The sequence below is a fragment of the Paraburkholderia sp. EG304 genome (assembly GCF_046543485.1).
Taxonomy (GTDB): domain Bacteria; phylum Pseudomonadota; class Gammaproteobacteria; order Burkholderiales; family Burkholderiaceae; genus Paraburkholderia; species Paraburkholderia youngii.
In genome coordinates this window covers 1-13,626 of the sequence record NZ_JBKGUA010000093.1, presented here as the reverse complement: position 1 = coordinate 13,626, position 13,626 = coordinate 1, and the positions used below count along the sequence as shown (strand labels likewise).

The window sequence follows — 13,626 nt, the reverse complement described above, 5'->3', positions numbered from 1 at the left end:
GGCAAAACGCCCGCGTGCAATGCCCGCAAGGGCCAAAAACCAAAGGATGACGGTCGGCTTCACGACCTGAACACCTCTACATCGCCGACACGTCGCAAATTCAGCTGCTTGTTCAGCGTAGCCCTAAGTGTCGACGGAGAGGTCGAGCGAGCGCTAACGTACCGAACACCGAATCGACCGATCTCCTCGATGCACTCGATTGGGACTGCTCTCGCCGAGATACTCGCAAGGTCGCACGGTTGAATTTCTATGGCGTACATGGAAGCGGCGTATCGAGATGCACGTCGCAAAGCTCCCATCGGTGCCCGGCTAACGCGGACGACGCAGCAGTCTCAATCAGCATTCGGACCGGCCGCTCGACAACATGAGTCATTCAGCCGGCAGTGTTATCCAACACCACCGGCAATGTTTGCTCAGAGATCGATCAACGAAGCACGGCCCAAATCAGGCACGTACAAACGCCAGCAGATCTGCGTTGAGCGTTTCCGCATTGACAGTCAACATGCCGTGCGAAAAGCTGGGGTAGGTCTTGAGCGTCCCGTTCTTAAGCAGCTTGATCGACTTGCGTGCCGAGTCTGCGATCGGGACGATTTGGTCGTCTTCACCGTGCAGTACCAAAGTCGGCACCGTAATCTCCCGGAGGTCGTCGGTCTGGTCGGTTTCAGAGAAAGCCTTGATGCCCTCATAGTGAGCCTTGGCGCTGCCCGTCATTCCCTGACGCCACCAGTTCTGGATCACGCCCGGATGTACGGTCGCGCCCGGACGGTTGAAGCCGTAGAAAGGCCCGGTCGGCACATCGACGAAGAATTGCGCGCGGTTGGCCGCGAGCGCCTGGCGGAATCCGTCGAACACGCTCAGCGGCAGACCTTCGGGGTTCGAGTCGGTCTTGACCATCAGCGGCGTAACGGCGCTGACCAGCACCGCCTTGGCCACGCGTCCCGAAGGCTGTCCGTGCTTTGCGACGTAACGCGCGACTTCGCCGCCCCCGGTCGAATGGCCGATATGCACTGCGTTGCGAAGGTTGAGCGCTTCGACAACCGCAAAGGCGTCCGCGGCATAGTGGTCCATGTCGTGGCCTTCGGACACTTGTGACGAACGGCCGTGACCGCGCCGGTCATGTGCGACGACACGATAGCCGTGCTGCACGAAGAACAGCATCTGCGTATCCCAGTCGTCCGATGACAGCGGCCAACCGTGATGGAACACGATGGGTTGTGCATCCTTTGGGCCCCAGTCTTTGTAGAAGATCTGAGTACCGTCCTTCGTGGTGACGTAGTTCATGTCAGCGATTCCATGTTGATGAGGTGCCGCAGTGTGCGCGCTGGCTTGATGCACTTCCGCCGAAGCGAGGCACGGCGCGCCAACCGCCGCTACGGCGGCGCCCGCGCCTGCCAGAAAAGCCTTGCGGCGCGCCAACGATGGCTGGTCAAACTGATCGTTCATCTACTTTTCCCGGTGATAATTGTTTTTTGTAAGGCGGCGACTGATCTGGGTACCGACAGGGACACCCAGCGAAATCGGACGCAAAGACTCGCGCTTTATGTCATTGCCAATGCTCAGCTCACACCTGCGCCTGACCACCGTCGGCAAAGATCTCGGCACCGTTGACGAAACTCGAATCATCGGATGCGAGAAAGACCACCACCTTGCCGATCTCCGACGGATCCGCAAGGCGACCCATCGGAATCAGCGAGGCGAGGTAAGTCAGCAAGCCTTCCTGGGCTTCCTTTGAGTCGCCAGCCAGTTCGGCCAGTCCGATGGTCTTCGTCGCACCGGGGCTCACGACGTTCACGCGAATTCCACGTTCTTTCAGATCAAGTACCCAACTGCGCGCGAGGTTGCGTACCGCAGCTTTCGATGCGCTATAAATGCTGAACGCTTGCGTGCCGGACGAGCCCGCAGTGGAGCCTGTCAAAATGATGGAAGCCCCTGCGCTCATCAGCGGCAACGACTTTTGAACAGTGAACACCAGCGCGCGCACGTTGCGATTGAAAGTGTCGTCGAAATGCTCCTCCGTGATCTGTCCGAGTGGCGCCATCGTTCCGCCGCCGGCATTGGCGAAGAGGACGTCGATCCGACCTTCTGCGGATCGAAGGGTCTCGATCAACGCGTCGAGGTCACTGTTCGATGTGACGTCACCCTTGATCCCGCGAACCCCATGTCCGATGTTGGCGCAGGCAGCGTCCAACTCTGCCAGGCGGCGCCCCGTGATGTATACCGTTGCTCCCTCGAGAGCGAGTTCCTTTGCCGTGGCCAAACCGATGCCGCTCGTTCCGCCCGTCACGAGTGCCACTTTTCCCGCCAATCGATTGCTCATCCTTAACTCCCTTAGAAAAAATCGATAGGCGAGACGGTAATCATTTCTGGCGCGCGAATATATATTCGACTTATTAAATCTTCTGCTATCGCGGGCCTAAGTCTTAAAAGGCCTCCTGCGCGAGCGATTCGATCAGGACCTTGGCTCAGACGGATCCATAGAATTTAAGAATCTAGAGGGGGAAAGCGATCGGCACTCGGCGTAATGTGTCGCCTCGAGACGCTGGCAAGAAAATTGGCGCCGGAGGCGCGCCTTCGTTCCATTCGACGATGCGCGTCACGCGCACCCATTAAGAGACCGGCAAGACGGACACGCTGGAGACGCCCCCTGCAAGGCTCAGGTACGAAAAGGACCAGACCGATGGACCAACAACACCTTCGGCATCGAACCGGCGTGAATCGGACGATCGCCGGAATACAGATCCCGACAACCCGTCTCGCCGCTGATGCAGCGATGATGGCTCGCACATGTCTGCCCGAGGTGCTCTATCACCACACATGGCGCATCTTTCTGTTCGGCTCGCTTCTGGCACGCCAGGAATCCATTTCTGTCGCCGCGGACACGTTGTCAGTAGCGGCACACTTTTCCTGCATGGGGCTGTCCGCGGAATATGCATCGTCACAGCAGCGAGATGCTCTATTGGGTTCCAACGTTAGCGTGTCCGCCAGAGGGCGCTAGCCGCGAGCAAGTTGAGACATCGGATTCGGTCCGCCTGGTCGCCTATCGCTCGCAGCGTTTTTCAATGCCCTTGGCCAACCACGAAGCGACGCTATCGACGGTCGCGGACATATGCCGGCGGCTCGATGGAATGCCTCTGGCGATCGAACTCGCAGCATCGCGAACGGCCAGCCTGGGGCTGGAGGCCATCAAGTCCAACCTCGACAGAAGGTTTTCGATCCTCACTGGCGGATCTCGCGACGCACTGCCGAGACATCAGGCGCTCAAGGCCGTCTTTGACTGGAGTTACCGACTGCTTTCGACAAACGAGCAGTTGCTCTTCCGCGTGATGGGGGTATTTGTAGACGGATTCTCACTGGAGGGCGCATGGTCGATTGCGACAGGCTTCGGCTTGACCTCTCAGGAGACGACTCGCTTGCAAGCCTCGTGTCAAAGTCCCTGGTTTCGATCGATCGAACCTGCGCGAGGCGATATCGCCTGTCGGATAGCACACGCGCCTATGCACTCGATTGCATGGAGGCGAATGGGGAACGCACAGTTGCCGACCGACTGCATGCAGAGTTCTTAAGGAGCCTTGTCGCCGATGCGCAGGTTGCAGTGAGAGAAGCTGCGGGAATCCACCCCCTGCACGTTCTCCGTCGCTAACCCACGTCTCTATCCCAACGCGCGCCAAGTATGCGGCCGCAGTGATTCGATCGCCGAAAGCGTTCGTCTAACCGCTCGAGAATGTCCGCGCCTGCCGTACTGTGTACGGGTTAGGGTCGATGAAGCATGCTACGTCCGACAGCTTCGAGATAGTCACGCGCAAAGCTTTCGCCGCGCGGAAATGCATCCACTATTTCTGTCCTTTCTGACCTCGTCAGAACACCAATCCCATCTCCGAAAAGGTCCATCCGTAAGGCGTGGGCAATCAGCCGCGAAGTGGCTTCCATACGTTCCGGGAGCCCAAGGGTCGTGTGGATGGCGATCGCGTTCCATACGGTGCTGTGGATTTCTTCACTGATCTGGTTTTGCCGCAAGAAGCGCGCAGCACAATCTGCCGAATCAAGCTCGTATCACCGCTGATCTCAAGCGGTTCACGACCTGTCGCGATGACGCGCATATCGCAATTGTCCGCCGTTAAATCGCGTTCTTGGGGACCAGAGATCCTCTGCGCGCGATCAGCACATTGAGAACCGCGTACGCGCGATTTCCGAGTGGCACTCGAACATCATTCCGCGTCACCGTACGTCGTTCGAGATTCATTTCCGGCGGCCCAGCCGTCTCCACGGCGGATCGATTTACGGACAAGCGAAACGATTCCACGTGATCGCTCGTTGAAATCAACTTCTGGCTCTCTATCGACTGGGCTTTCAAGGACATGCTGGAACTTCACTGACTGCTGAGTTACTGCGCGGCGTGCGTGTTGTCGCTCGAATCGAGGGCGCGCAAAAAGCGGCGAACCGTGTTGGGCATTCGGTAAGCGGCGCGCGAGCCTTCGAAGTTTCGAAAAACGAACGCGCTATCAATCACGCCACTCAGTGCCTCGAAGGAGGCCTCTTCAGAAAGTCCAACCGTGCGAGCGATGGTGCTCAGGTCCTTTAGCGATGCATGTTGCCGACTGCTGGCGAAATGACTAAGGATCTTCTGTTGGTCACTCGGCAGATGGTTCCAGGTCCACGATAGCGCTGAGGTCAGCGACTCGTGTCGGGCATCTCCCATGTGCCTGATGACTCGCTTGGGTAACTCGATATCGCGCTCGAATAGCGCCCGTACAGAATCAACACCCAGCAACGCAGTTTGACGCGCGACAAACTCGATTCCTAGCGGCAGACCGTCTACCTCTTGCACCATCTCCCTGAGATAGGGAATCAAGCCGTCGTCGGTAAAGGTGGATGCGCGCACATCAGACGCTCGCGCCACAAACATGTCGATGGCGGTACTGAGGTCGCGCTCGTCACAATCGACTCGAAACGGTTCCACGTAGACAACGTCCTCCATGGAAAGTCTCAATGGCGCTCGCGAGGTTGCGATCACAGAAAGCGCTCGCCCGGCAGCGTGCATGGCACTGACGAACTCCGCGACGCGCTCTGCGACGAGGTCGCAATTGTCGACAAGAACGAGCGTGTGCTGCCCCGGTGATGGACCATCGGTCGACCCGGCCGTCTGAATCAACAATTGTTCAATGTGACCGAAGGCATCGGTAGCGGCGGCACCGCTTGCCATCGACAGATAGAGGGTGCGAACCGCGCCATGTTGCTCCAGTCGTCTTGCGGCTTCCAGCGCCAGCCGTGACTTTCCGCATCCCGCCGGACCAACAACAGTGAGTAACGGTCGGCGCTCCTGCACTCGAATGATCAACTGACCCAGGAGCGCTTCGCGTCCGAAGAACTCGTCAAGATAGAGTGGCGGCTTGTACATCGCCAAATCAATCGAAGCGGTGCTCACTAAAGGGTTCACGGGCGCAATAACTGCCGACGCGTCGCCCGGCCGCACCAGGCGATAGCCACGGCCAAACACATTCTTGATGAGCCCCTTGTGGCGACCGAACAACTTTCGGAGCGCACAGATCTGAACCTGAATGTTGTTTTCTTCGACGATCGTCGTCGGCCAGACCTTGGCCATGATGGCTTCGTTCGAAACAAGAGCGCCGTGGGCGTCGATCAGCATCTCGAGCAAATCAAAGGCACGACTACTGATTTTAACGGGTGAGCCCGAGCGTAAGACCTCGCGGGACTCGCGCAGCACCTCGATTTCGCCGAATTTCATCTCACCCTCGCTGGACCCTTTCCTTCACGGGAAACGGCGTTCGTCGTGCCTCAGGACCGCGACCCGCAACACGCTGTGCACCCGCCCCGATCCCAACCGCGAGGAATCGACCCGGTCAATTGACGAATTGTACCGGCCAAAAAAACGATTTGTCGGGGCCGCAGCCTGTTCAAAGACAGATTTCAGATTCTTTAATAGTTCATCAAGGACTGATGGACCGGATCCCGAGAACAATTCGCATCGCCGAAGTCTCCTTCGTCAGGTTCCGCCGACGATAACGACCCAATATATGGGCGCGAGACTCGAGCATCTGGAGACTGCAGTGATGGACGAGGCGGCGACCGCCTCGTCGTCAATGCAGATGACCCTTTTCGAAGCCGGCTCGCGTTCTGCTCATTGCGACGTCCCGAACGCGGCGCCAGGCGCAATTTAATCTGACCTGCAAGACACGACCAGGAATCCGCGTGATGCGCGATACCAGAGGCAACGATCCTTGGCTGGGCATTGTCCGCAATCTGTTGCTGGCGAAATCCGTGACTGCCGCGACGACACTCCTTTCGGCGACCTGCGCCGAACGCCGCATTCGTGTTGATTTCCGCGCACCGGGGGGCGTGTGCAGGGCCCGGATTGACGACGGAACACGCGCGGCACGCATCGTCAATGTGCTCGATCGCCTGAGCGATCACACCGTGGCGATTTCGTGGCGCGATGCGACGATGTGCCACTACAACGATCAGATCTGGCGCCTGGGCGTCGCCCGACGTCAAGGGGAGTGCGCGCTGACTGGCGAGTCAGTGGGCGTCGGAGAGGCCATCTATCGGCCCATCCCGATCACGCCTCCTCCGCTCAATGCCCAGGCCATGATTCTGGCGAGCGCGCTGGCCGGCGCCGTCAGTCATGGCGATGACCTCATTCACGAACGTCCGAAGCGGCGTTCGCGCCGGCCTCGAATCTGAGGTCGAACGGACGTCGGATCGGCACAGATCCCTCACCGGCCGATCGGGACGATCGAACGCGAGTCGAAGCCATCACGCCTGCCTGCTGTCATCGCACGTTTTTTCTTCTCACCACCTACCGAGGTTCCAATGAAATCAGCGTCAGAGCTTCTCACCACCTATCTTGACTCCATCCGCGACCCCAAAGCGGCCGCCGCGCTCTTCGCCGACGATGGCGTGCTCGAGCTTCCGTATCTCGCGAGCATCAACCCTAAAACCGGTGCACAGGGTCCAGCTGCCATCGAAACATTCATCGCGTCGCTACTCGCGGCGGTGCCGGACTTCGCCTTCAAGAACGCGAACATCCTGATCGATACGCCGGACCAGGCGTTTGGCGAGTATGAGGTGGAGGCGCGCGTCGTGACCACTGGCAAGACGTATCGGCAGATGTACGCCGGACGCCTCGTCGCCGAAAACGGAAAAATCAAACTGCTGCGCGAGTCGCTCGACACCGTCGCTGCTCAACGTGCGTTCAGCAAAGACGTCTGACCATCGCACGGGCCTGCTTGCGCCCATGTCAATCCCGCAATCCCGCAATCCCGCAATCCCGCAATCCCGCAATCCCGCAATCGCCCGCTCGCGCGCTCGAACTCACGCTTCGGCCGCGCTGCGAGCTGCCTCCCGCGACTGCACCCACACAGGCGACTCGATGTTCTCAGTATGTCCCCGGTTCCACCGAGTGACCCTTGCGCTCGGTTTCGTTCTTGTTGTCTGCATCTCAAGTCCTTCCGCGCAGGCTGCCGGAGCTGTCGCTTCAAGCGAACAAGAAGCCCCCTTTCTGTCTGAAAACGATCGGGCTATGACGGCTATGATGAATGGCATGTCCGTTCACCCGACGGGTGACGTCGATCAGGACTTCGTCGCAATGATGGTGCCTCACCATCAAGGCGCGATTGACATGGCACAAGCCGAATTGCGCCATGGGCACGATGAGCGGCTTCGCCGCATCGCTCAGGAAATCATCGTCGAGCAACAACAGGAGATCGTCGCCATGCGGCTCGCTCTGGGCCAGCCCTTGCCCGCTCCGAAGCCTGCGCCTGATCAACTGATGCCAGGGCCGTCCTCTGCCACTCGGACGACTCGGGCCCATGACCACACGAATATGAACATGTCGAAGGACGCGCAATGAAACCGCTTCTCACGCTCCCATCGATAATCTGCGCCGCACTGCTCGCATCGGCGCACGTTTGCTACGCCGGCCAGGCTCCAGGCTCCCTGTCTGACCCGGACATTCCGGTCAGCCACCACGATCGCGTCTATGCGGTCGAACAGTTCTCGAACACCGTGTCGGTGACCGATCCGACAGACAATAAGCTACTGGGCGTGGTCCGAGTGGGCCAGCCGGCACCGACGAATTTCGGCCCGCTGTATCGCGGACAGGTTCTGGTGCACGGGATGGGCTTTTCGCCAGATCACCGCACGCTCGCGGTGGTATCGATCGGCTCGAATTCGGTCAGCTTTATCGACACCGAAACCAATACGGTCAAGCACGAGAAAATATGGCTTTGTGTGTTCCTCGTTTAACCCCGAAATCGATGTGGTCGAGGTCAAATCGCATCAGATCGTGGGTCGTCTTCAACAGTCGAGTCCTTTCTGCCCCAACATCGCGGTATCCCCGGACAACAAGCAGGTCTGGATCACGCTCAAGGATAGCGGCAGGACGCAGGCATTTAGCGCACAGCCGCCCTTCGCGTTGCTGAAGACGCTGGAAACGGGACCGATCACGAACCACGTCAACATGTCCACAACGAGCATGGCATGCTCGCGTACGTCACTGTCGGGGCCCTGAATCGCGTCAAGGTTTTCCGCACCGATGACTTCGAGCAAGTTGCTGATATCCCCGTGGGCAATCTTCCGCACGGAGTCTGGCCGTCAGGAGACGGTACGCGAGTCTACGTCGGGCTTGAGAACGCCGACGCGCTGGCTGCCATCGATACTCGCACCAATACGGTTGTCGCGACCATTCCAATCGGGCAGGCACCTCAAGCCGTGGCCTATGTTCCAAATTCGGTTCCCGAAGGAGACGGCACGCAAAACCTTCAGTCGTTTGGGGGTAGCGGGGCAGGTGGCCAACGTCTATCTCTCGGCCATCGGCGCGGCACAAGCGGGCACGCCCCCGACGAGCGTTTCACTGTTTGATCAAGGCCTGCTGCAAGTTCTCCAGGCTGCCGTGTCAGGGCTCGAGCCGAAGCGCCCCTATGTCTTGGCGCTGGCCGACAAGGCAGACGCATCCGGTCCCCTCGAACCTCTTTCGAACTTCATGACCAATCCCGCGGGCGCTGCAGTCGTCAATGCCATTGGGCAAATCCGCGAACTCGTGGCGCAAGGCACGAGCGCGCCGGAGCACCGTCGCTATCTGGTCATCCCGCCTGTCACCGACGGCAAGCCCGGCTCTCCTGTCCAGTTGCAGCGGATGTAGTCGGGCAATACGGACCGCCCCCTAATTGCCCTTCACACGTGCGGGAAAGCATTCCAGCAACCAATCGATGAACACGCGGAGTCGATGCGTCACGTGTCGATTCTGCGGATACACGACATGAAACGGGTACGGTGGGGGGCGCCACTTGCGCAGGATTTCCACGAGTGTGCCTTCGTCGAGCGCGGCTCTGGCTGAATACGAAAAAGTCTGAATGATGCCCATGCCTGTAACAGCAGCGGCAAGGTGCGCGTTGCTTTCGTTGATGCCAATCCGATGGTCAACCTTGATCTCACTTTTCTCGTTGTTCCGCGCGAAGCGGAATGGAAGTGCCCGGCCGTTCTGCGCCGAGACGTAAGCAATCAAGCGGTGTCCGTTCTTCAATTCGTCTGGATAGGCAGGCACGCCATAGAGCTTCAGGTATTCGGGCGTCGCGCAGGTGACCATCGCCGCGTCGCCGATATGTCGCGCGATCAACGATGAGTTATCGAGCGGACCGCCACGAATCACACAGTCGACATTGTCTTCAATAAGGTCGACCGATCGATCCGACACACCGAGATCGATCCGGATGTCGGGATAGCGCGCCATAAAGTCGGGAAGCAATGGAATCAGCACGTCCCGCGCGGTCGATCCGCCGACGTCGATGCGCAAATGACCGCGCGGGTGTGATTTCGCCGAGTTGAACGACGAATCCATGTCTTCCAGGTCACGAAGGACGCGCGTCGCCTTCGCGTAATAGTCCTGTCCCTCGGGCGTCACGGTGACACGTCGCGTCGTCCTCTGTAGCAGCCGCACGCCCAGATGTGCCTCGAGCTCCCGGACCAGCTTGCTCATGGTCGCGTTTGGCAGATTGAGCGAGTCTGCCGCACGCGTAAAGCTACCCGCCTCGACGACACGCGCAAAGGCACGCATCGCCAATAACTGATCCATTCGAAGTGACCCCCTGGTAATGCCTCTGATTGTGCACAATTGTGCATAGTATTTTCATTATTGTCCATTTATCGAAGAATGTCCGCCCGGTACATTGACGCCATGCCTGAAGCGAAACGCGGCGGCGAGCGGAGTGTCGAGCTGGACGACACCCACATCGACAAAGCGATGTCGGGCAGAAAACCAACCCTCAATTTACGAAACGGAGCATTTCATGAGCAAGCCACTGAACGGAAAGATCGCCCTCGTTACCGGCGGCACGACAGGCATCGGCCTCGGCGCTGCGCAGGAACTCGCCGCACAGGGCGCACGCGTCTTCATCACGGGTCGTCGGCAAGGTGAACTGGATGCAGCCGTTGCTGCGATCGGGACTGCGGCGACGGGTATCCGCGCCGACGCATCGGTGATGGCCGACCTCGACGCGGTCTATGCGCAGATCGCCAAGGAAGCCGGCAAGCTCGATATCTTGTTCGCCAACGCCGGTGGCGGTGACATGCTTCCGCTGGGTGCGATTACCGAGGAGCATTTCGATCGCATCTTCGGCACCAACGTGCGCGGCGTCCTGTTCACTGTTCAGAAGGCACTTCCGCTGCTTGTCGACGGCGCATCGATCATCCTGACCTCGTCGACGACATCGGTTAAGGGAACGCCGAACTTCAGCGTGTACAGCGCAAGCAAGGCAGCGGTTCGCAACTTCGCACGGTCGTGGACACTGGACCTCAAGGATCGCGGCATCCGCGTCAATGTCGTCAGCCCCGGCCCGATCCGCACGCCGGGTCTGGGTGGCCTGGTGCCTGAAGAGGCTCGTCAAGGACTGTTCGACGCACTCGCCTCGCAAGTACCTGCAGGCCGCATCGGGGAGCCCGAAGAAGTCGGCAAGGCCGTTGCCTTCCTTGCCTCCGACGCGTCGAGTTTCATCAACGGCATCGAGCTGTTCGTCGACGGCGGCATGGCACAAGTTTGATCAACACGGACGACGGCCTCCGATCCGATATCGAGGCCGTTATCGACACCTTTCGACCGCAGCTCCATGAAAAAACTTGCCTTTGTGGGCGCATGGCTGATCGCATCGCTGACCGCGCCCACGGTTCATTCACAGGACGTACGCCCCATGAACAACGACGCTCAAGACATCGTTGTCGCTCAGCATTTGATCGACCGCCACTTCGAGATCTGGAACGAGCGCGATAAGGCGATGCGTGTGGACAAATTTCCGACTGTCTACACGCCCGACATCTTTGTGTCCGACTACGCCGAGATCGCTTCGGGCTATGCGAACGTCAACCGACTCATCGAGCGTGTTCAAACCGAACACGCGGGGTTTGCGTTCACACCGGACCCTGTCTCATGGAATCACGGACTCGGTCGCGTGACCTGGGGCTACGGTCCTAAAGACAATCCGAATCTCGTTCGGGGCGAAGACATTTTCTCCATTCATGACGGCAAGCTCGCCAGCCTGCGCGTATTCCTCAACAAAAACTAACTCTCCACACCTGACCGAATCATCATGAAATCCATCGCTGCACTGCTCTCGGCACTCGTTTTGAGTGCGACCGCGTCGGCTCAAACCCCGGCGATCAAGACCGCCGGCGTTGACCACGTCGGCATCAATGTCCCCAATCTCGCAGAGGCAGGGGCATTCCTCTCAACGACATTCGGATGCAAGCCTGTCACGCTCATTGGACCGTTCAAGCTGACCAGCTCGTTGTCCGAGGATCGCACCCACCAAGTCGCCGCGCGAGCCGATAGCGTTTCGATCGCCATGTTGCGTTGCGGGACGGGTTCAAACATCGAGTTGTTCGAATACAAGAACTCGACGGGAAGCACACTGATCCCGAACAACGAAGATCTGGGTGCATCTCATATCGCCTTTTACACTGACGACGTGCAAGCTGGTGCGGCCTACCTCAAATCTCGAGGCATTACGGTCTTTGGCGAACCCATGAAGATGGAGAGCGGTGACACTGCAGGCGAGACATGGGTGCATTTCCGCTCGCCTTGGGGCTCTGAAATGGAACTCGTCGGCTACCCGAAGGGTAAAGCGTATGAGAAGTCGAAGCGCATCAAGCTCTGGGATCCCAAGCATCCGAACGAGTGAATTTCCCTCTGCCGGCGACAGGTCGAGCTGAAAGACTGTCGCTACTCTGATGAAAATTGGTGATCTTGAAGTCATACGTGCGTCGCGTGTCGTTTTGCGTTCAGGCGTACCGGTAAAACTCAGCGATCGCGCCTACGACTTGCTCGAACTTCTGATCGACGCCAACGGTGCGTTGGTGTCGAGGCGTTTCATCATTTCGCTAGACAACGGCCTTTGACATGTTCCTGGCAAACGCTCCGCGCTTAGCCCGTCAAGCCGCACTGATGACGATATAATTCCCCAAGTCGAGGACATCGTCCGGCACGTTGGGAAGTTCCCGCGCGAGATCCTCACCTCGGCGTTATCGTGGACGTGGGAGCATTGACGATTGAACGTAGTTCCAGGTAGTGATACTGACGCATCGCATCGCCCGTCGGAACGGCGATCGCCCGTGGAGCAAGTCGGTCCATTGGAAGTCAATCTCGAACAAAGAACGGTCACACGCGACAATGAGCGCGTGTCGCTGGGCCGCCGCGCCTATGCGATTCTCGCTGTATTGATCGAACACCGAGGGTCATTGGTGACCAAGCAGGATCTTGCCAAACAGGTCTGGCGAGATCGCGATGTTGAAGAGAACACGCTGCAGGTGCACGTGATGTCGTTGCGTCGCGCGCTCGGAACGGAGCGATCGCTGATACAGACGATCCCCGGACGGGGCTATATCCTGCTCGCTCGACCCATCCACGCTCCTGGAAGAACCCGACGCGCCACGCACCAGGAATTGCCGTACGTCGACACGCTGTTTGGGCGAGAGACGGCGATTACGCACGTTGTCGATCTGATGGCCTCACGACAAGTCGTGACGCTAGTAGGCGCGGGCGGAATCGGGAAGACCAGTCTCGCTGTCGAACTTTGTCGAGGCCTTGGCGATCGTTTCGAGGTCGTCCGCTTCATCTCGCTGTCATCCATTTCGACCGAGAGACAGGCGAGGGAAGCACTGCTTTCTGCGTTTTCCGACACCGCTCGCGGCACCGCGGTTTCGGTTGATCAACTGGTCGGCGCGCTGAAGGGGACGCGCTGCCTGCTGGTCCTGGACAACTGCGAGCATCTCATCGACGTAGCGGCCGCGATCGCCGTTGCTTTGACCGCAGCCAATTCCGATATCCGCGTCGTTGCGACAAGTCGTGAGCCACTTGCCATTAGCGGCGAGGCCCTCTACTGGGTGCCGACTTTGGCGTGTCCGCCGGAGGGCGCCACGCTCGAGCAACTCGAGACTGCCGACTCGGTGCGCTTGTTTACGTACCGCTCGCGGCGATTCTCGATGCCTTTGGTAAACGACTGCGGATTTCGGCGAACGTGACCGCCGATTTCGGGAACGTGACCGATTCGGCGGGGTTGGGCGTTGCGCGGTGTCGATTGTAGATTTCCTTGTCAGTTCTGGTCGAGTTCCGGCTCCAGGACG

At 59.0% G+C, this 13,626-nt stretch carries 13 protein-coding genes and 1 pseudogene; 10 read left to right on the top strand and 4 right to left on the bottom strand.

The window, feature by feature from the left end; genetic code table 11:
• Positions 1-444 precede the first annotated feature (444 nt).
• A complete protein-coding gene (locus tag ACLFKU_RS40425) occupies positions 445-1,281 on the bottom strand; it encodes an alpha/beta fold hydrolase (protein ID WP_184139175.1) in 837 nt (278 codons plus the stop codon).
• Between the two features lie 280 nt (positions 1,282-1,561).
• On the bottom strand, positions 1,562-2,317 hold the full coding sequence (locus ACLFKU_RS40420) for an SDR family NAD(P)-dependent oxidoreductase (protein ID WP_152854075.1): 756 nt from the start codon (positions 2,315-2,317) through the stop codon (positions 1,562-1,564).
• A gap of 360 nt (positions 2,318-2,677) precedes the next feature.
• Between ACLFKU_RS40420 and ACLFKU_RS40415 the strand changes: the two genes are divergently transcribed.
• A complete protein-coding gene (locus ACLFKU_RS40415) occupies positions 2,678-2,995 on the top strand; it encodes a hypothetical protein (protein WP_184138920.1) in 318 nt (105 codons plus the stop codon).
• 1,386 nt (positions 2,996-4,381) lie between these two features.
• On the opposite strand, the gene ACLFKU_RS40410 is transcribed toward ACLFKU_RS40415, so the two are convergent.
• A complete protein-coding gene (locus ACLFKU_RS40410; RefSeq protein ID WP_410852947.1) occupies positions 4,382-5,743 on the bottom strand; it encodes a winged helix-turn-helix domain-containing protein in 1,362 nt (453 codons plus the stop codon).
• A 467-nt stretch (positions 5,744-6,210) separates the two neighbouring features.
• On the opposite strand from ACLFKU_RS40410, the gene ACLFKU_RS40405 reads away from it, so the two are divergent.
• The 4 genes and pseudogenes from ACLFKU_RS40405 (at position 6,211) to ACLFKU_RS40390 (ending at position 9,157) form a co-directional block, all read left to right on the top strand.
• Positions 6,211-6,699: a DUF3331 domain-containing protein gene (locus ACLFKU_RS40405; RefSeq protein WP_410852948.1), complete on the top strand. Its 489-nt coding sequence runs from the start codon at positions 6,211-6,213 to the stop codon at positions 6,697-6,699.
• A gap of 129 nt (positions 6,700-6,828) precedes the next feature.
• Positions 6,829-7,227, top strand: coding sequence for a nuclear transport factor 2 family protein (locus tag ACLFKU_RS40400; RefSeq protein ID WP_184138923.1), 399 nt, complete (start codon positions 6,829-6,831; stop codon positions 7,225-7,227).
• A 160-nt stretch (positions 7,228-7,387) separates the two neighbouring features.
• Entirely contained in the window at positions 7,388-7,867 is a 480-nt protein-coding gene (locus ACLFKU_RS40395; protein WP_410852946.1) for a DUF305 domain-containing protein, read from the top strand.
• A pseudogene (locus tag ACLFKU_RS40390) lies at positions 7,864-9,157 on the top strand (YncE family protein). The gene ACLFKU_RS40395 and the pseudogene ACLFKU_RS40390 overlap by 4 nt, the downstream one beginning before the upstream one ends.
• A gap of 21 nt (positions 9,158-9,178) precedes the next feature.
• Here ACLFKU_RS40390 and ACLFKU_RS40385 read toward each other — a convergent pair.
• Positions 9,179-10,087 (bottom strand): LysR family transcriptional regulator, encoded by a 909-nt coding sequence (locus ACLFKU_RS40385; RefSeq protein WP_410852945.1) that lies wholly within the window; start codon positions 10,085-10,087, stop codon positions 9,179-9,181.
• A 214-nt stretch (positions 10,088-10,301) separates the two neighbouring features.
• On the opposite strand from ACLFKU_RS40385, the gene ACLFKU_RS40380 reads away from it, so the two are divergent.
• The 5 genes from ACLFKU_RS40380 (at position 10,302) to ACLFKU_RS40360 (ending at position 13,524) form a co-directional block, all read left to right on the top strand.
• Positions 10,302-11,051: an SDR family oxidoreductase gene (locus ACLFKU_RS40380; protein ID WP_152854069.1), complete on the top strand. Its 750-nt coding sequence runs from the start codon at positions 10,302-10,304 to the stop codon at positions 11,049-11,051.
• Positions 11,052-11,117: 66 nt separating this feature from the next.
• A complete protein-coding gene (locus tag ACLFKU_RS40375; protein ID WP_260326606.1) occupies positions 11,118-11,570 on the top strand; it encodes a nuclear transport factor 2 family protein in 453 nt (150 codons plus the stop codon).
• A gap of 24 nt (positions 11,571-11,594) precedes the next feature.
• Complete coding sequence (locus ACLFKU_RS40370; RefSeq protein ID WP_184138925.1) at positions 11,595-12,185, top strand: VOC family protein; 591 nt, start codon at positions 11,595-11,597, stop codon at positions 12,183-12,185.
• Between the two features lie 49 nt (positions 12,186-12,234).
• On the top strand, positions 12,235-12,402 hold the full coding sequence (locus ACLFKU_RS40365; RefSeq protein WP_410852944.1) for a hypothetical protein: 168 nt from the start codon (positions 12,235-12,237) through the stop codon (positions 12,400-12,402).
• Between the two features lie 231 nt (positions 12,403-12,633).
• Entirely contained in the window at positions 12,634-13,524 is an 891-nt protein-coding gene (locus ACLFKU_RS40360; RefSeq protein ID WP_410852943.1) for a winged helix-turn-helix domain-containing protein, read from the top strand.
• Positions 13,525-13,626: the final 102 nt, after the last annotated feature.

Excerpts from the sequence above, each read along its gene's own strand:
- ACLFKU_RS40425 (WP_184139175.1), bottom strand. The coding sequence starts at position 1,281 with ATGAACTACGTCACCACGAAGGACGGTACTCAGATCTTCTACAAAGAC.
- ACLFKU_RS40420 (WP_152854075.1), bottom strand. The coding sequence starts at position 2,317 with ATGAGCAATCGATTGGCGGGAAAAGTGGCACTCGTGACGGGCGGAACG.
- ACLFKU_RS40415 (WP_184138920.1), top strand. The coding sequence starts at position 2,678 with ATGGACCAACAACACCTTCGGCATCGAACCGGCGTGAATCGGACGATC.
- ACLFKU_RS40410 (WP_410852947.1), bottom strand. The coding sequence starts at position 5,743 with ATGAAATTCGGCGAAATCGAGGTGCTGCGCGAGTCCCGCGAGGTCTTA.
- ACLFKU_RS40405 (WP_410852948.1), top strand. The coding sequence starts at position 6,211 with ATGCGCGATACCAGAGGCAACGATCCTTGGCTGGGCATTGTCCGCAAT.
- ACLFKU_RS40400 (WP_184138923.1), top strand. The coding sequence starts at position 6,829 with ATGAAATCAGCGTCAGAGCTTCTCACCACCTATCTTGACTCCATCCGC.
- ACLFKU_RS40395 (WP_410852946.1), top strand. The coding sequence starts at position 7,388 with ATGTTCTCAGTATGTCCCCGGTTCCACCGAGTGACCCTTGCGCTCGGT.
- ACLFKU_RS40385 (WP_410852945.1), bottom strand. The coding sequence starts at position 10,087 with ATGGATCAGTTATTGGCGATGCGTGCCTTTGCGCGTGTCGTCGAGGCG.
- ACLFKU_RS40380 (WP_152854069.1), top strand. The coding sequence starts at position 10,302 with ATGAGCAAGCCACTGAACGGAAAGATCGCCCTCGTTACCGGCGGCACG.
- ACLFKU_RS40375 (WP_260326606.1), top strand. The coding sequence starts at position 11,118 with ATGAAAAAACTTGCCTTTGTGGGCGCATGGCTGATCGCATCGCTGACC.
- ACLFKU_RS40370 (WP_184138925.1), top strand. The coding sequence starts at position 11,595 with ATGAAATCCATCGCTGCACTGCTCTCGGCACTCGTTTTGAGTGCGACC.
- ACLFKU_RS40365 (WP_410852944.1), top strand. The coding sequence starts at position 12,235 with ATGAAAATTGGTGATCTTGAAGTCATACGTGCGTCGCGTGTCGTTTTG.